Annotated in this window: 14 protein-coding genes; 4 read left to right on the forward strand and 10 right to left on the reverse strand. The window is 73.3% G+C overall.

Annotated elements, in window-relative coordinates; all coding sequences use genetic code 11:
- Positions 1-65 precede the first annotated feature (65 nt).
- Together N912_RS0119995 and N912_RS53230 are read right to left on the reverse strand one after the other, a co-directional pair.
- Entirely contained in the window at positions 66-3,473 is a 3,408-nt protein-coding gene (locus N912_RS0119995; RefSeq protein WP_028923808.1) for an error-prone DNA polymerase, read from the reverse strand.
- A gap of 317 nt (positions 3,474-3,790) precedes the next feature.
- Positions 3,791-4,237 carry a nitroreductase/quinone reductase family protein gene (locus N912_RS53230; protein ID WP_156993780.1) on the reverse strand — a complete coding sequence of 149 codons (447 nt, stop codon included), beginning with the start codon at positions 4,235-4,237 and terminating at the stop codon, positions 3,791-3,793.
- Between the two features lie 107 nt (positions 4,238-4,344).
- Here N912_RS53230 and N912_RS53235 point away from each other — a divergent pair, with 107 nt between their 5' ends.
- The gene (locus N912_RS53235) at positions 4,345-4,827 is read left to right on the forward strand and encodes a MarR family winged helix-turn-helix transcriptional regulator (protein ID WP_211261299.1); all 483 of its coding nucleotides are present in this window, start codon (positions 4,345-4,347) and stop codon (positions 4,825-4,827) included.
- On the opposite strand, the gene N912_RS0120010 is transcribed toward N912_RS53235, so the two are convergent.
- Entirely contained in the window at positions 4,808-6,478 is a 1,671-nt protein-coding gene (locus N912_RS0120010) for a DNA polymerase Y family protein (protein ID WP_028923809.1), read from the reverse strand. The genes N912_RS53235 and N912_RS0120010 overlap by 20 nt on opposite strands.
- Before the next feature lie 89 nt (positions 6,479-6,567).
- The gene (locus N912_RS53240) at positions 6,568-7,290 is read right to left on the reverse strand and encodes a hypothetical protein (protein WP_245645346.1); all 723 of its coding nucleotides are present in this window, start codon (positions 7,288-7,290) and stop codon (positions 6,568-6,570) included.
- Positions 7,291-7,528: 238 nt separating this feature from the next.
- On the opposite strand from N912_RS53240, the gene N912_RS0120020 reads away from it, so the two are divergent.
- The gene (locus N912_RS0120020) at positions 7,529-9,172 is read left to right on the forward strand and encodes a BACON domain-containing protein (protein ID WP_156993782.1); all 1,644 of its coding nucleotides are present in this window, start codon (positions 7,529-7,531) and stop codon (positions 9,170-9,172) included.
- Between the two features lie 120 nt (positions 9,173-9,292).
- Positions 9,293-9,862 (forward strand): TIGR03086 family metal-binding protein, encoded by a 570-nt coding sequence (locus tag N912_RS0120025; RefSeq protein WP_028923811.1) that lies wholly within the window; start codon positions 9,293-9,295, stop codon positions 9,860-9,862.
- A gap of 15 nt (positions 9,863-9,877) precedes the next feature.
- Here the strand turns inward: N912_RS0120025 and purH are convergent, their stop codons facing one another.
- Together purH and purN are read right to left on the reverse strand one after the other, a co-directional pair.
- Entirely contained in the window at positions 9,878-11,473 is a 1,596-nt protein-coding gene (purH, locus tag N912_RS0120030) for a bifunctional phosphoribosylaminoimidazolecarboxamide formyltransferase/IMP cyclohydrolase (protein WP_028923812.1), read from the reverse strand.
- Complete coding sequence (purN, locus tag N912_RS0120035; RefSeq protein WP_028923813.1) at positions 11,470-12,087, reverse strand: phosphoribosylglycinamide formyltransferase; 618 nt, start codon at positions 12,085-12,087, stop codon at positions 11,470-11,472. Before purN ends, purH begins: the two co-directional genes overlap by 4 nt.
- Positions 12,088-12,303: 216 nt before the next feature.
- Here purN and N912_RS0120040 point away from each other — a divergent pair, with 216 nt between their 5' ends.
- On the forward strand, positions 12,304-12,795 hold the full coding sequence (locus N912_RS0120040; protein WP_028923814.1) for a DUF1059 domain-containing protein: 492 nt from the start codon (positions 12,304-12,306) through the stop codon (positions 12,793-12,795).
- 47 nt (positions 12,796-12,842) lie between these two features.
- Here the strand turns inward: N912_RS0120040 and N912_RS53245 are convergent, their stop codons facing one another.
- From N912_RS53245 to sucC, 4 genes are all read right to left on the reverse strand, one after another.
- Positions 12,843-14,219: a cell division protein PerM gene (locus N912_RS53245; RefSeq protein WP_051580456.1), complete on the reverse strand. Its 1,377-nt coding sequence runs from the start codon at positions 14,217-14,219 to the stop codon at positions 12,843-12,845.
- A 12-nt stretch (positions 14,220-14,231) separates the two neighbouring features.
- Positions 14,232-15,305 (reverse strand): DUF5336 domain-containing protein, encoded by a 1,074-nt coding sequence (locus tag N912_RS0120050; RefSeq protein WP_156993784.1) that lies wholly within the window; start codon positions 15,303-15,305, stop codon positions 14,232-14,234.
- A gap of 116 nt (positions 15,306-15,421) precedes the next feature.
- Positions 15,422-16,312: a succinate--CoA ligase subunit alpha gene (gene sucD, locus N912_RS0120055; protein ID WP_028923816.1), complete on the reverse strand. Its 891-nt coding sequence runs from the start codon at positions 16,310-16,312 to the stop codon at positions 15,422-15,424.
- 10 nt (positions 16,313-16,322) lie between these two features.
- Positions 16,323-17,501: an ADP-forming succinate--CoA ligase subunit beta gene (sucC, locus tag N912_RS0120060; RefSeq protein WP_028923817.1), complete on the reverse strand. Its 1,179-nt coding sequence runs from the start codon at positions 17,499-17,501 to the stop codon at positions 16,323-16,325.
- Positions 17,502-17,604: the final 103 nt, after the last annotated feature.

A 17,604-nucleotide genomic window follows, 5' to 3' on the forward strand; every position in this document is an offset into this window, starting at 1 on the left:
CCGTCGCGCTCATCCGGCCATCTTGGCAGAACGGGCGGGCGGTGACCGGCCCTGGCCCCGGCCGCTCACCGGAAGTCCCTGGAACGGACGACCACCCGCAACTCCAGCCTGTCCAGCCGGTCGGCCAACAGGTTCAGCACGTTCGTGGTGTCGTTGGTGCGCTCCAGCCGACCCCGTACCACCAGCGCGGACCCGCCCATGGCCACCGTCCGGTACCGCGCCCACAGCCCGGGCGAGCACACCACGTTGAGCATGCCGGACTCGTCCTCCAGGTTCAGGAAGGTGACCCCGCCCGCCGTGGCCGGCCGCTGCCGGTGCGTCACCAGCCCTCCGACCCGCACCCGGGCGCCGTCGGTGACGGTGGTCAGCTCGGCGATCCGGACGGCTCCCTCGGCGTGCAGCTGGTCCCGCAGGTGCTCGATGGGGTGGCTGTCCGGGCTGACCCCGGTGGCCCAGACGTCGGCGATGGTCAGCTCGGCGTCGGTCATCCCGGGCAGCGGCGGGGCCTTGACGCCCACCTCGGTGCCGGGCAGCTGGGACGGCCGGTAGCTGGCGACCACGCCGGCGGCCCACAGCGCGGCCCGCCGGTCGATCCCGAAACAGCCGAACGCGCCCGCGGTGGCCAGCGCCTCCGCCTTCGGCACGGTCAGCTGGACCCGGCGGGCGAAGTCGGGCAGGTCGGCGTACCGACCGTTCGCGCGCCGTTCGTCCTCGATCGCCTTCGCCAGCTCGTCGCCGACCGTGCGCACGCTGGACAGCCCCAGCCGGATGGCCCGGTCGTCGGTGTCGGCCCCGGCGTCGTCCCCGACCGGCTCCAGGGTGGCGTCGGCCTTGGAGCTGTTCACGTCCGGGCCTCGGACCACCACCCCGTGCCGGCGCGCGTCGGCGATCAAGGACTGCGGGGAGTAGAACCCCATCGGCTGCGAGTTCAGCAGCGCCGCGCAGAACGCCGCCGGGTGGTACAGCTTGAACCAGGAGCTGTAGTAGACCAGCGACGCGAAGCTGATCGAGTGGCTCTCCGGGAAGCCGAAGTTGGCGAACGCCATCATCTTCTCGAAGATCTTGACGGCCACCTCGCCGGTGATGCCGTTGTCGGCCATCCCGGCGTAGAACCGCTCGCGCAGCGCGTTCATCCGCTCCACCGAGCGTTTGGAGCCCATCGCCCTGCGCAGCTCGTCGGCCTCGGCGGCGGAGAAACCGGCCACGTCCACCGCGATCTGCATCAGCTGTTCCTGGAACAGCGGCACGCCCAGCGTCTTGCTCAGCGCCTTCTCCAGCGCCGGGTGGTCGTAGGTGGCCTCCTCCAGGCCCTTGCGCCGGCGGATGTAGGGGTGCACCGAGCCGCCCTGGATGGGGCCGGGCCGGATCAGCGCGACCTCGACCACCAGGTCGTAGAACGTGCGCGGCCGCAACCGGGGCAGGGTGGCGATCTGTGCCCGGGACTCCACCTGGAACACCCCGACCGAGTCGGCCTTGCAGAGCATGTCGTAGACGGCCGGATCGGTGGGCTGCAGGTCCTCCAGCTCGATCGACCGGCCGTGGTGCTCGGCGACCAGGTCGATCATCTTGTGCAGCGCGGTGAGCATGCCCAGCCCGAGCAGGTCGAACTTGACCAGCCCGGCGACCGCGCAGTCGTCCTTGTCCCACTGCACCACCGTGCGGTCGGCCATCCTCGCCCACTCCACCGGGACCACCTCGGACACCGGCCGGTCGCAGATCACCATGCCGCCGGAGTGGATGCCCAGGTGGCGGGGGAAACCGAGCAGCTGGTCGGCCAGCGCCCAGACGTTCTCCGGGATGCCGTCGTCGTCCACCGCGACGTCGGGCTCGGCACCGTTGGAGGAGGCGGTGGCGGCGACACCGCTCTTGCGCACCGTCGGCCCCCACCGCTCGATCCGCTTGCTCCACGCGTCCTGCTGGCCCGGCGAGAAGCCGAGCGCCTTGGCCACGTCCCGCACCGCCGACCGGGGCCGGTAGGAGATCACGTTCGCCACCTGGGCGGTGTGCGTGCGGTGGTACTTCTCGTAGACGTACTGGATGACCTCCTCGCGCCGGCCGGACTCGATGTCCAGGTCGATGTCCGGGTAACCGTCCCTGGCCGGGGACAGGAAGCGCTCGAACAGCAGGCCGTGCGCCACCGCGTCCACCGCCGTGATGCCCAGCGCGTAACAGACCGCCGAGTTGGCCGCCGAACCTCGGCCCTGGCACAGGATGTTGTTCTTGTGGCAGAAGGACACGATGTCGTGCACGATCAGGAAGTAGCCGGGGAAGTTCTTCTCCTCGATGATCTTCAGCTCGTGCTTGATGGTCTCCATCGCCTCCGGGTTCTCCGCGTGGCTGCCGTACCGGATGGCCGCACCCAGCATGGTCAGCTCGCGCAGTTGGTCGGTCTCGGAGCGCCCGTCCAGGTCGAACGGCGGCAGCTCCGGGGCCACCAGGCGCAGCTCGAAGGACAGCTCCCGCCCCAATGCGGCGGCTCGGGCGACGGCCCCCGGGTACCGCGCGTCGAACCGGGCGGCCATCTCCGCGCCGCTGCGCAGGTGTGCCATCGGCGCGGCGGGCAGCCAGCCGTCCGCCTCGTCGAGGCTCCGCCGTGCCCGGACCGCCGCCAGCGCGGTGGCCAGCGGAAACCGCGCCGGGTCGGCGTAGTGCACGGCGTTGGTGGCCACCGTGGGGAGCCCGGCGTCGGCGGCCAGCGCGGCCAGCGCGTCGTTGCGCTCGGTGTCGGTGGGCAGCCCGTGCTCGGTCAGCTCCACGGCCACGTGCTCGGCGCCGAACAGCTCGACCAGCCGGCTCAGCTCGGCGGCGGCCGCCGGCACCCCGCGCTCGACCAGCGCCCGCCGCACGGCGCCCTTCCGGCAACCGGTGAGCACCACGGCGTGCCCGGCGATGTCGGCGGCGATCTGCTCCAGGTGGTAGATCGGCCGGCCCTTCTCCTTTCCGCGCAGCTGGGCGGTGCTGATGGTGCGGCACAGCGCGCGGTACCCGGCCGGCCCCCTGGCCAGCGCCAGCAGGTGGCTGCCCTCCGGATCGGGCACCCCGTTCTGCGGCGCCCGCAGGCCGAGGCTCAGCTCTGCGCCGAACACCGTGCGCATCCCCGCCTTCGCGGCCGCCTCGGCGAACCGCACCACGCCGTACATACCGTCGTGATCGGTGAGCGCGATCGCCTCCAACCCCAGCCGGACGGCCTGCTCGACAAGCTCCTCCGGATGGCTGGCGCCGTCGAGGAAGCTGTAGTTGGAGTGGCAGTGCAGCTCGGCGTACGGGACCGTGCCCACCCCCGGCCCCGCCCCGGCCGCCAGGTCGTCCGGCAGCTGGTACGGCGGCCGCTTGTGGGACCAGGCCGGGCTGTCCCCACCGTCCCCGGGCACCCCGGGCGGCGTGGCCCCGGTCAGGCTGGTGCCGTCCCTGGGCTTGCCGGACAGCACCCGCTCCAGCTCCGCCCAGCTGACCTCCGGATTGTTGAACCCCATGGGCGGACCTCAGCGCGGGCCGGGGGCATCGCGGCACCGACCGTTTCGGGCCGGGCGCGACGGGCGCCGCAGGTAGTGCCGGCCGCTGGGGCTGCGCCAGATGACCATGCCGCTGGGATGCTCCGAGACCGTCCACCCCGGACGGCGCGCGAGCAGTGGGGAGACCCGGCACGGTGCGGCCGGATTGTCAGTGCCTTGCGCCACGGTGTTCACCAGCACCCCTCTCGAACGTGTTCGAACGTATGTTCGAGTATAGGCGATCGAGGGCGCCCCGTCCAGGAGGCTGGGTTCGCGGGTCGAGGGACCGGTGAAACCGGTCAACTCGACGTGGAGGCCGGCGTCAAGAGCGCCACCGGGAACGTCCGGCCCGTTCGCGCCTGCCACGCGACAAAGTGCGGTGCGCGTTCCGCGATGCGCGCCCAGAGCTCGTCGCGCTCGGCGCCATCGGCCAGCCGTGCCCTGACGACCCGCCCGCGCCCACGGACCTGTATGTGGCCGGTGCCAGCCGCCGTGAGATTGAGAAACCACCTCGGCGTCTCGCGCGCGCCGTTGAGCCCGGTCCCGACGACGAGGAAGTCCCCGCCGCGTTCGAGGTAGACGATGGGAACGGTGTGCGGCCGACGGCTGCATCGACCAGGGACGGTCAACAGCAAGATGGGGAGCTTGCCCCGCCCTCGGCCCATGACTCGACCACTGGAGCGCCGGTACAGCGCGACAACCGCGGTGTTCATCAGTCGGTTGGCCGTGACCCTGGCGGAGTTCACGATACATCCCTTCGGAATCCGAAGTTTCGGATACCGTAGTATCGTCTCGGGACGTGACGAGGTCAACTCCCCCACTCGCAACCGATCGGCTCGCCGTGGGGCAGCTCGTGTCGCGACTGCTGTACACGTTCCGAGCCGAGCTGTTCTCGCACCCTCGCCGCGCGAGCGAGTACCCCGACCTCCGGTTCGCGCACACGCCGGTCCTGGGCAACGTGGGTGTCGAAGGGATCCGGTTGACCGAGCTGGCCCGCCGGGCGCAGCTCAGCCTCGCGGCCTGCTCCGAGCTGGTCGACGACCTACAGAAGCGCGGATACCTGGAACGACGACCCGACCCCTCGGATCGGCGCGCAAAACTGATCTTCCCAACGAAGCGAGGTCGCCGCCTGCTCGACGAAACGGGCCGGGCGATCGCGGAGATCGAACAACGCTGGCGCCAGCTACTCCCACCCGGTGAGTTCGACCGCGCCTGCTACGCCGTCGACAGGCTGCTCTCCGAACTCGATCGTCAAGACCGGCCAGGGGACACAGCGGCCGGCCACGCGAATCGGCCGGCCGGTGATGGTGGGCGCATCAGTCGTACACGCCGGTGACCGACCAGCGGCCGTGCTCGCCCCAGAGCAGCAGCAGCGCCACCTCGCCCGGCCCGCCGCCCTCATCCCCGTCCGCTCCCGCCCCGGACGGGAATGCCCAGGAGCCCGACTCGATGGCGGCCTCGCCATCCACCACCACCTGCAGCCGGCTGCCCCGCCATCCGGAGACCACGTCCCACCAGCGCTGGTCCACCGGCCACGGGCCGGCCCAGGCCCGCAGCGGCATCGGCCGGCCGCCGTTCACCACGATCCGGGCCGGTGCCCCGGTCAGCGCGTACCTGTCGGTCATCCGGACCGGGTCGCCGGCCGCCGTCAGCACCTCGGCGGGCGCCGGACGCACCAGGACCGTGGCCGGCGACGGGGCCGGCAACCGCCCCGGCCACGGCTCCGCCGCATCACCCCTGACGTCCCCCGCGGCGGCACCCTCGGACGGGGCGCCGCGCTCGTCGCCCCAGGGCACCAGCCTGACCCGTTCCGCCGAACCCCGCCCCCCACCCAGCACGGCCGTGTACACCCCCTCCGGACCGAGCATGGCCTGCACCCGGACCAGTGCCCGGCCGGCGCGCTCGTCGGCGGCGCCGATGTCGCCCCACAGCCCCATCTGCAGCGCGCCGGCCGTGACCACCTCCTCCCCGGACAGCCGCAACCGCCGAACACCGCCGTGTTCCGCCGCCGCGACGAGCCCGGCGCCGGCCAGCTCGCGGGTCAACCAGGCGTCCAGCTGCCAGCGCACCCGGTCCACCGTCCCGACCGGGGTCAGCGGCTCCGCGCAGCGCCACACCCTGGCCAGCTCCACACCGTCCACGGTGCACGCCCGGATGCCGAGCCGGGTGCAGGCCAGCCCATGCCCGGCCAGCAGGGCGTGCAGCCGCTCGGCCAGCGCCCTGGACGCGAAAGCCGCCGCGTCCACCCTGGTCACCGGCGGGTCCAGCTCGACAGACACCGCGAGCTCCTCCGGCGGGCGGCGGCGCGCGGGCGGGCGGGGATCCAGGCCGTTGGCCAGCCGGTGCGCGAGCACCGCGTCGGAACCGAACCGGGAGGCCACGTCGGCCGCCGGCAGCGCGGCGAAAGCGCCAAGGCTGCGCAGCCCCAGCCGGCGCAGCAGGCCGACCAGCTCCGCCCGGTCGACCCCCGGCTCCCTTTCCAGCTCCTCCACCAGCAGGGGAGCGAGGAAGTCCGTGGTCCGCCCCGGCTCCACCACCACGCCGCGGTGGGCGGCCAGGGTGGCCGCGAACAGCCCGTCCGCGATGCCGATCTGGCACTCCACCCCGGTGCGCGCGGCGACGTGGTCGATCAGCCGCACGGCGGTGGGGCGGGTGCCCCCGTAGTACTGCAGCGGCCCCTGCGCGAGCAGCGCGATCAGCCCGGGCCGGACCACCTCCACCCCGGAGGCCACCTCCTCCACCGCGAGGGCGACCCGCTCGAACATCCGGGCGTCCCGCTCGGGGTCGGCGGCCAGCACCGCCAGCTCCGGGCAACGGGCCTGCGCCTCCCGCCTGCGCAGCCCTCGGCGCACGCCCTGCGCCCTGGCCAGCGCCGAACAGGCCAGCACCCGGTTCGCGGCCACCACCGCCGCCGGCCGGTCCCGGGGGACGCCCGCCGCCTCGACGGCCGCCACCACCGGCCAGTCCGGGCACCACAACGCGAGCACCCGAGGCGCCGGATCCTCCTCGGCCCGCCCCTGCCCGGGCTCACCGCCGGCGTCGACCCGCCCGGGCCCGGCGCGCGGCCGCGATCCGCTCACCCCGCCTCCCGAACGGCCCTCGAGCCGGGCGCGGCCGCTTCCCCGGCGAACCCGGCGGTTCGCGCTACGGACCCGACCGCCACCGACCCGCCGACCCCGGCCACCGCTCCCCCCGGCCCCGGCAACAGCACGGAGACGGCCCGCCCCCGATGCGCCGCCCCACGGCCGCCGACCCGCACCCTGGCCCTCCGGCAGCGCAGCCTGCCCGCACCGCCGCCGGCCAGCCCGTGCCACTGCCCGGCCGCCGTGCCCACCTCCAGGTCGGCCCCCGGCCAACGGCCGACCGGGAGCAGCACCGCGCCGCGATGCCTCGCCCTGGCCGCCAGCCGCTGCCGGTCGCCGGCGCGCAGCCGCCCCACCCCGGCCACCGCCACCAGGTCCACGCCGTCCAGCAGCGCGGCGGTGACCGCCACCAGATCGGCACCGGGGCGAGGCACCAAAGCCACCCTGGCCAGCACCAGCCCCGCCTCCTCGGCCGCGACCAGCCCCACCGTGGGCATCCCCACCAAGGCACACCAGGCGCCCCCGGCGGACGCCTCCGCCACCAGCCCCAGCAGCAGCGACGTCGAGGACCGGACAGCGACCGTGCTCCCCCGGCGCAACCCCCCGCCGGGCAGAACCGAACGCAACGGCGCCGCGACCGGCAACACCCGTTCGCCGTCCGTCGGCGCGGCCCGAGCCCGGTGGCCCTCCGAGGCCCGCGTCGCACGGCCGAGCAACCTCCTGGCCTCCCTCAAACGCGCCGCCCTCGAGTCGGACCCTCCTTCCGATGGCGCCGACGCCCGTTCCGCCGACGCCGCTCCGGCCGCCAACCCGGTCACCGCAACCTCCCTGATGGGACCGCTCACGCGACGCCGGAGCGCCGCGTGTAACACCTCCATTGACATCGAACATCTGTTCGAACAGAATAATCCCCATGAGAACGCGTTCAGTCAAGGCGCTCAGGAGGGGCTCACTGTGGCCACGGGCAGTAGCACGCTGGTCAAAGTTGATAGCGACGGTGGGTTGGTTCTCGGCACGCTGGCCGGGGATCGAGCGACCTTTGCCGCCCTCTACGACCGCTTCGCCGCTCCGATCTACGACCTACACCTGGCGCTGCTTCGCGACCCCGCGCTCGCCGCCGAGGCCAGCCACCAGACGTTCCAGCGCGCCGTCGCGAACCTCAACCACCTCGGCGAGCCCTCCCAGCTGCGCCCATGGCTCTACTCCATGGTCTATCGGCAGGGCAAACCCAGCGGTGCGAGCGCCGCCGCCTCGGGCGGTCCGCAGTCCCGGCCGGGCGACGATCCGCAGGCGGTCATCTGGCGCGCCGTACCCGAGCTGAACCGGCTGGACCGCGCGCTGTTCACCCTGCACCTCCGGCACGGGCTGGACTTCTCCGAGATAGGCACGATCGTCGGCATGTCCGCCGACCGCGCCCGGTCTCGGCTGGACAAGCTGCGCGTGCGCCTCGATCCGGCATTGCGCCCGCTGCTCCAGTCCCGGCTCGCCCCACCGCGGCGGCCCGGCGGCCCGCCCAACAGGCCGCCGCCGTCCTTCGACGAGCTCCTCGCCAGCCACCCGACCCCGCTGCGGGTCGCCGTACCGCTGGCCACCCCACCGGCGGCGCTGCGAGAGCGGGTCCTGCGGGAGATCCCGCTGATCACCGCGCACCAGGGGCTGCCCCGGCCTCGGACACGGGCGGCCTGGATCACCACCGTGGCCAGCGTGCTCGTCATCGTGATGGGCACCGCGCTGTTCGTGCACCGGAACATGGAGCGCAAACCGGTGGTGGCCGTCACCTTCGGCCCGTCCTCCGAGCTCTCCCTGTCGACCACCGTGATCGACCTCGGGGCCACCAACTCGACCTCGACCGTGACGCTGGACAACACCGGCAAGAACCGGCTGTCCTGGCGCACCGACCCGGGGGCTCCCTGGCTGAAGGTGCAACCGGCGTCCGGCTCGCTGGACGGTGGCCAGTCCCAGGAGCTGACGGTCGTCGCCGACCGGGGGGCGCTGCCGCAGGAAGGCGACGGGCGCACCCAGCTCAAGGTCAGCGCCGCCGACGGCCAGGGCGAGGCGGAGGTCTCGGTGGCCCTGCGCGAGGAACGCCCACCCGCGATCATCAACCCGAGGGCGAGCAGCACCAGGATCGGGGGGTTCGGCTGCCCGACGGTCGCGACGATCAGCGCCACGATCCGGGACGAGTCGCCACCGGTCCGTGTCGTCCTGGTCGGTCCGGGGCAGCAGACACAGCCGATGCAGCCCAGCGGCGAGACCTACTCCGGACGAATCGGGTCTGGCTCCGGCGCCAACGTCGTCTGGAAGATCATCGCCACCGACTCGCGGAACAACACGGCGACCAGCCCGGCCCAGGTGATCGCGAACGCCGACTGCATGGCCCGCCCGTCGCCCAAGCCACCGCCCAGCGCCAGCCTGCGGCCATCGGTGAGCAGCCGGCCGTCGACCGGCGCCACCGGCAGGAGCACGTCACCGGACGACAGCGACAGCCCCGGCTCCACCGGGCGGCGCACCCCCTCCAACGGCGACGACGGCGACTCACCAGGAAGCGGGAGCGGCAGGGGCGAGGACCCGTACGGCGGCGGCCGGTTCGGGTTCTGACGGGCGGCCGGTGCCGCGGCTGGAGCACCGCCGGCCGGGTATGGACTCCGGGACCTGATGTGCACCATATTGGGCCGCGCTCGGTCCGAGCCCGTCGGCCGAGCCGAATGGGGAGGGACGATGAGCGACGTCGACGTGCTGGAGAGCGTGCTGACCAAGGATGCCGCGCTGCTGGCCGGCGTGAGCGGCGAGCAGGCGGGCGCCCCGACGCCGTGCCCAGGCTACGACGTGCGCGCCCTGACGAACCACATCGTCGGGTGGGTGCGGGTGTTCGCGGCGGCGGCCAACGAGCGGTCCGCCGGCATCGATCCGGCTGAGTTCGTCAGCACCGACCCGGTGGCGGAGTTCCAGGCCGCCGCGACGGAGCTGATCGACGGGTGGCGCACCCGGGGCGTGGACCGCTCGGTGCGCCTGACCGGCCCGGAGGTGCCCGGGCGGATGGCGTTGGCCATGAGCCTCATGGAGTACGTCACGCACGGCTGTGACCTGGCGATAGCGACGGGCCAGGACGTGCCGTTCAGCGACGACGAGCTCGCCCTCACCCTGGAACGCGCCCGCGCCACGCTGCCCGAGCAGTTCCGAGGGGAGGGCAAACCCTTCGGCCACATCGTCGAGGTGCCCGACGACGCCCCGATGGTGGACCGCCTGCTGGGCTTCATGGGACGGCAGCCGTCGCGGGCGGTGCGTTGACGCGGGCGCCGCGCCTCAGTGCGCGAAGTGCCGGGTGCGGGTGAGGTACAGCGGCACTCCGGCGGCGGTGGCGGCGGCGGTCACGGCGTCGTCGCGGATCGACCCGCCGGGCTGGACGACCGCCCGCACCCCGGCCTCCAGCAGCAGCTCGAGCCCGTCCGGGAACGGGAAGAACGCGTCGGACGCGGCTACCGAGCCGGCCGCCCGGTCGCCGGCGCGCCGCACCGCGAGGCCGGCGGCGTCCACCCGGTTCACCTGGCCCATCCCGACCCCGACGGTGGCCAGGTCGTGGGCGAGCAGGATCGCGTTCGACCGCACCGCCCGGCAGGCCCGCCAGGCGAACGCCAGATCGGCCAGGGTCGCGTCGTCCACCGGGTCGCCGGTGGCCAGCTCCCACTTGGTCGGGTCGTCGCCCGGAGCGTCGACCATGTCGCGGCTCTGGACCAGCATGCCGCCGCTCACCGCCCGCAGCTCGGCACCGGGCCCGGGCACCCCCGCCACCCGCAGCACCCGCACGTTGCGCTTGCGGGCGAGCACCTCCAACGCCCCGTCCGCGTACGACGGCGCCGCCACGACCTCGGTGAACACCTCCGCGACCTGCTCCGCCATCGCAACGCTGACCTCACGGTTCGCCGCGATCACACCGCCGTAGGCGCTGACCGGGTCGCAGGCGTGCGCCTTGCGGTGGGCGTCCGCGATCGAGGCGGCCACCGCGATGCCGCACGGGTTGGCGTGCTTGATGATCGCCACGCACGGGTCGCGGTGGTCGTGGGCGGCACGCCAGGCGGCGTCCGCGTCCAGGTAGTTGTTGTACGACATCTCCTTGCCGTGCAGCTGCTCCGCGCCGGCCAGGCCCTCCGAACCGCCGCCGGGCGCGGCGACGTACAGCGCGGCGGCCTGGTGCGGGTTCTCGCCGTAGCGCAGGCCGGCCCGGCGCCGCCAGGTCGCGCCCATCCAGGACGGGAACCGGTGCGCGGCGTCGACCTCGCCGGCGCCGGACGCCGCCTCGGGGGCCAGCACGTTGCCCATCCACGATGCGACGGCGACGTCATAGCCGGCGGTGTGCCGGTACGCCTCGGCGGCCAGCCGCTGCCGGTCGTCCAGGGCGAACCCGCCGGCGGCGATCTGCTCCAGCGCCCAGGCGTAGCGCGACGGGTCGACCAGCACGGCCACGCTGGCGTGGTTCTTCGCCGCCGCCCTGACCATGGCCGGGCCGCCGATGTCGATCTGCTCGACGCACTCCTCCACGCCCGCGCCGGACGCCACCGTCTCGGTGAACGGGTAGAGGTTGCTCACCAGCAGGTCGAACGGGGCGATCGAGAGCTGGCCGAGCTGGGACAGGTGCTCGGGCTTGCGGGTGTCCGCGAGCAGGCCGGCGTGGATCCGGGGGTGCAGCGTCTTGACCCGCCCGTCCAGGCACTCCGGGAACGAGGTGACCTCCTCCACCCTGGTCACCGGCACCCCGGCGTCGGCGATCCGATGCGAGGTCGACCCGGTGGAGACGATCTCCACGCCGGCCGCGTGCAGGCCGGTGGCCAGGTCCAGCAGGCCGGCCTTGTCGTAGACGCTGATCAGCGCGCGCCGGATCGGCCGGCGCTCGGAAGGACTCACGGGATGCTCACCTCTCGTCCGGTCACGGTGGCGCCGCGGCGGGCCAGGCCGGCCACGGTGTCCACCAGCAACCGCCGTTCTTCGGTCTTGATCCGCTCGTGCAGCGCGGCCTCGGTGTCGCCGGCCAGCACGGGCACCGCCCGTTGCGCCAGCACCGGCCCGGTGTCCACCCCGGCGTCCACCAGGTGCACTGTGCAGCCGGTGACCTTGACGCCGTAGTCCAGCGCGTCACGCACCGCGTGCACGCCGGGGAACGCGGGCAGCAGCGCCGGGTGGGTGTTCAGCACCGGGGCGCCCACGCCGGCCAGGAAGTCCGGGGACAGCAGCTTCATGAACCCCGCGCTGACCACCAGGTCCGGTCGGTGCTCGGCGACCGACTTGGTGAGCGCCTCGTTCCACCGCTCGCGGTCCGGGTGCTGGCGCAGCGACACGGCGAACGTCGGCAGGCCGGCGCGCCCGGCGCGGGCCAGGCCCTCGATCCCGGTGCGGTCGGCGCCGACGGCGGCCACCTCGGCCGGGTAGTCGCCCGCCGAGGCGGCGTCCAGCAGGGCCTGGAGCAGGGTGCCCGAGCCGGACACCAGGACGACGATCCTGGCCGGGACCGGCAGCTCCAGCCGGTACGGGGCGTTCGACGTGCTCAGCGTGGACTCCTCGACTCCCCTGCTCGGCGGGGCCTTCAAGCCTAGACGGCGGCCGCTTCGGGTCGTGCGCGGGCGGTGGGCGCCGGGCCGGGGCGGTGGGCTTGTTCACCCGGAAGCAGGGCGCCGGCCCGCGATCAACTGCCTACTGTGATCTGGCCCACAGTTATAACGAAATCCGGGAAGTGTGCCATGAGCCGCATGATGCTCGACTGCCGTGAGATGCCCAGCGAGTCGGGCTGCACGTTGACCCTGATCGGCGAGGAGGACGAGGTGGTGCGCGCCGGCGCGGCCCACGCGGTCGACGTGCACGGCCACGAGGACAACGAGGAGCTCAGGGCGGCGCTGCGCGCGGGGTTGCGCGACCCCGCGCTGAGCAACACCGAGCCCGGCTCGTTCGTCCAGCTGATCGAGCTGAGGACCGGACGGATCGACGACGTCAACACGCTGGTGGACCAGTGGGCGCAGGCCATCGGGGACGCCCGCACCGCGCGCTGGACCATCCAGGCCTCAGACCGGGACCGCCCGGACACCCACCTGGCGATCGTCGAGTTCCCCAGCCACCGGGCGGCGATGGCGAACAGCGACCACCCGGTCACCGCCGACTTCGCGACCAAGCTTGCCAAGCTCTGCGACCAGGAGCCGACGTTCCGCAACCTGGACGTCACCCGTGTCGACGGGTGACCCTCGCCCGGGACAGGCCGTCACCGGCACGCCCGTACCGGTGACGGCTACTCGACGTCGACGCCGCCGTCGGACGGCTCCGCCGCTCGCCCACCGCGCCGCGAGCCGGCCCGCCCGCGCGCACCGACCGTCCGGCCACGCCCACCCGAGCGGACCGATCGCGCCCGCCCCGGCAGCAGGGACACCGTGACCGCCGGCAGCCCGAGCCAGACCAGCAGCGCCGCGCCGATGGCCGCCGGGGGCAGCTCGACCGGGTCGTACTGCCCGGCGCCCAGCCGCCCGCCGACCACCGAGGCGAGCAGCGCGAACCCGACCGCCACCACGACGACGGCCACCACCACCGAGTAGAGCCGGGGTATCGGCTCGCGGACCGTCCGCCGGCAGTGGCGGCCGAGCAGCGCGCCGGCCAGCAGCGGAAGCACGAACGCCACCACCGTCCAGGCCGGCGGCCGGGTGATCGGCATGGCGGCCATGAGCGGCACCTGGGGCAGCGGCCCCGGCGAGGTGAACAGCGGGGACGCCGACGCCGCCCCGATCGACAGCCCGGGGCCGGCCAGCCAGCCGACGGCGGCGATCACCGCGTTCGGCAGGTAGCACACCGACAGCAGGGTGATGCCGATCCCGGCGCCCACCCCCGGCGCGGCCAGGGCCAGCCGCGCGTGCACCTCGCCGACCGCGGCCAGCAGCGCCGCGAGCAGCATCAACGCCCCGGCGCTCGCCTGCGCGGAGGCGCCGACCCCGGCCGCGGCCAACCCGGTGCGCAGCCAGCCCGGCGCGTCCGACCACCAGGCCGGCGGCCCGGCGACCCACAGGGCGCCAGCGCCGGCGCCGGCCGCCGTGACCAGTCCCCCGCCGAGCAGCGCCGCCCACGGGGTGGCCGGCGACGGGGTGCCAGGCAGGGCCGTCGCGAGCACGGCCACCGAGGCGTGCGTGCCGGCCAGCGTGGCCACCGCCGCCGAGGCGTCCTCGCGCACCCGCGCCCCCAGCCGGCGGGTCACCCGCGCCGACCAGTACGCGGCCAGCGCGACCAGCCCGGCGGTCGGCACCAGCGGGAGCACGCCCAGCGGCGCGCCGTCGATCACCAGTGGTACCTGGTGGCCGGCCAGCCAGAGCGGGATCGCCGCGCCGAGCAGCGCGCCCGGCGCCGGCCCGGCCCCGACGGTCAGCCCGGCCAACGCGGCGACCAGCACCATCGCCAGGTAGCTGACCAGCACGCTGGCCAGCGCGGCGGCCGCCAGCAACCGGAACCGGGTGCCGGGCGAGCCTTCCGGCCGGTCACGGTCACCGTCACGGTCGGTCGGCGCACGCTCCGGGCGGTCGGCCGGCGTGCCCGGTCGGGTGTCGGCCGCCGTCCGGGCCCCGGCGCGGGGTTCGGGTTCGGCCTCCGACGACGGGTCCGGCGCGGCGCCGGATGACGAGGACACGCGGGCGCGTGATCAGCCGGTGGAGCCGCCCCGGGGACCGTCCTCGGGGCGCTGCCGGATGTATGCGGTCTTCTCGTCGGTCCCGTTGTCGCCGCCTTCGGATCCGGAGGCGCCGCCCTCGGGCTGGGTGGTGGCGGCCGGCCGTTCCGAGGCCGGCGACGGGTACGGACGTTCCGGCGTGGACGGCGGCGGCGGGTAGCCGGACTCGCCGGCGGTCGACGTCGGCTGCCGGGGCGCCGGTGGCTCGGCGGGCGGCTGCTGGGCGCCGAACTGCGCGGTCGGTTGGGAGGTCGGCGACGGCGGCTGGGAGCTCGGCTGGGAGGTCGACCCGTAGCCGCCCTGTTGCGGCACGTAGCCGCCGTAGCCACCGGAGCCGGGCTGCTGCTGGCCGTATCCGGGGGCGGCCGGGTATCCGCCCTGCCCGAACCCGGCGGACTGCGGGTAGCCGGAGTATCCGGCCGACTGCTGCGGGTACCCGCCGTAGCCACCTGGCGACTGCGACTGCCCGTACTCGGCCGGCTGCTGCTGGCCCGACGGCTGGCTCGCCCCCGGGTAGCCGTACGGAGCGCCGCCCGGATACTGACCGCCGTACCCGCCCGGGTACTGCTGCGGGAAGCCCGGCTGCCCGACACCGGGAATGGGCGGACCGCCCCGCCCGTACGCCGACCGCGACGGCCGGTCCGAGGAGAGGTTCACCAGGCCCTGATCCACCAGCAGCGCCGCCACGGCCGCGATCAACTGCAGCACGGCGAGGAACACCGCCACGATCGCCGCCGTGCCCAGCGAACCCGATCCCTGGGTGACGGCGAGCAGCATCTGCAGCACGCCCACCACGGCGATCACCACGGCCGGAACCAGCAGCCTGCGGGTGCGGGGCAGCGCGGCGGCGCCGGCCAGGAGTCCTCCGGCCAGCACCAGGATCCCGGCCGGGCTGGTCGCCAGCGCGGTGACCCCGTCGGCGTATCCGAGTAGATATATGATCACAGCAAGACCGAGCACCGCGAACGCGAGCGCCCTGGCCACACCGCTCACCGGCCCCGGTTCGTTACCGGGCGTCCCGGAGGGCTGACCGGTGGGGTTGCTCATCGCGACCTCCTGCTTCATGACGCTGCCCGCGACCGAAGACCGGCCCGTCGGGCGGTGGTGGGCTCGCCCCCGCACGGTAGTGCGCGGCCCTGTGAGCCCACCACCACGCCGCGCGGTCAGCCAAGCGATTTCATGATCTCTTTCATCAGCGCGGCGGTCTCGCTGGGGGTTTTGCCGACCTTCACCCCGGCGGCTTCGAGGGCTTGTTTCTTGGCCTGCGCCGTGCCCGAGGAGCCGGAGACGATGGCGCCGGCGTGGCCCATGGTTTTGCCTTCGGGTGCGGTGAATCCGGCGACGTAGCCGACGACGGGTTTGGTGAGGTTGTTGTGGATGTAGTCGGCGGCGCGTTCTTCGGCGTCGCCGCCGATCTCGCCGATCATGACGATGGCGTCGGTGTCGGGGTCGTCCTGGAAGGCGGCGAGGGCGTCGATGTGGGTGGTGCCGATGATGGGGTCGCCGCCGATGCCGATGGCGGTGGAGAACCCGATCTCGCGTAGTTCGTACATCATCTGGTAGGTCAGGGTGCCGGATTTGGACACCAGCCCGATACGGCCGGGGCCGGTGATGTCGGCGGGGATGATCCCGGCGTTGGACTTGCCCGGGGAGATGATCCCGGGGCAGTTCGGCCCGATGATGCGGGTCTTGTTGCCGGTGGCGACGGCGTGCGCCCACATGTAGGCGGAGTCGTGCACGGGGATGCCTTCGGTGATGACCACCGCCAGGGGTATTTCGGCGTCGATGGCCTCGATGACGGCGTCCTTGGCGAAGCGGGGCGGCACGAACACCACCGACACGTCAGCGCCGGTTTCCTTGATCGCTTCCTCGACCGTGCCGTACACCGTCAGGTCGCGGCCGCCGATGCTCGCGGTCTGGCCGGCTTTGCGGGCGTTGACCCCGCCGACGATGTTGGTGCCCGCGGCGAGCATCTTGGTGGTGTGTTTGGTGCCTTCGGCGCCGGTCATGCCCTGCACGATGACCTTGCTGCGCTCGTTCAGAAAGATCGACATCGGTTTGTCCTCACGCCCCCACAGTGCCGGCGGCGGCCAGTTCGGCGGCCTTGTCCGCGGCATCGTCCATCGTGCCTACCAACGTGACCAACGGATGGCCGGCCTCGGTCAGGATGCGTCGGCCTTCGACGACGTTGTTGCCGTCCAGGCGCACCACCAGCGGTTTCGTCGCCGCCGGCCCGAGGATCTTGAGTGCTTCGACGATGCCGGTGGCCACCGCGTCACACGCGGTGATCCCACCGAAGACGTTGACGAACACCGCCCGGACATCCGGATCCGACAACACCACATCCAGCCCGGCGGCCATCACCTCCGCCGACGCCCCACCACCAATATCCAAGAAGTTCGCCGGCGCGACACCGCCGTGGCGCTCCCCCGCGTAGGCGACCACGTCCAGGGTGGACATCACCAGCCCGGCGCCGTTACCGATGATCCCAACCTGCCCGTCGAGCTTGACGTAGTTGAGGTCCTTCGCCTTCGCCTTCGCCTCCAGCGGGTCCTCGGTGCGGGCGTCGACCAGATCGGCGTGACCGGGGTGGCGGAACCCGGCGTTCTCGTCCAGGGTGACCTTGCCGTCCAACGCCACCACATGATCCTGTGGGTCGCGCACCAGCGGGTTCACCTCGACCAGGGTGGCGTCCTCGGACACGAACGTCTCCCACAGCTTGACGATCACATCCGCCGCCTGATCCGCCACCGCCGCCGGGATCCGCCCCGCCGCCACGATCTCGCCCGCCTTGGCCTTGTCCACCCCCGCGATCGGGTCAATCGGCACCTTGGCGAGCGCGTCGGGGCGCTCGACCGCCAGCTGCTCGATCTCCATACCCCCCTCGGCCGAACACATCGCCAAAAACGTCCGGTTCGAGCGGTCCAACAAAAACGAGAAGTAATACTCCTCCGAAATATCACTGGCCACCGTCACCAACACCTGATGCACCGTGTGACCCTTGATATCCATCCCCAAGATCCCCGACGCCTTCTCACGGGCCTCCTCCGGAGTGCTGGCGAGCTTCACCCCACCAGCCTTACCCCGCCCACCCGTCTTCACCTGCGCCTTGACCACCACAGCCGAACCCAACTCAGCCGCCGCCTCACCAGCCCCGGCCGCCGAATCCACCGTCCGCCCCGGCAACACCGGAACCCCATGCCGGCCAAACAACTCTTTCGCCTGGTACTCGTACAGGTCCACTCGCCCCTCCTGTCCCGATGTCTGTCACGGATCGCCTCGTCGTCGAGCCGGCGAGTCGACTCACCTCATGAGCTGCGACGACCCTATCGACGTCAACCGTGTG

The sequence above is a fragment of the Actinospineispora acaciae DSM 45401 genome (assembly GCF_000620785.1).
GTDB lineage: Bacteria > Actinomycetota > Actinomycetes > Mycobacteriales > Pseudonocardiaceae > Pseudonocardia > Pseudonocardia acaciae.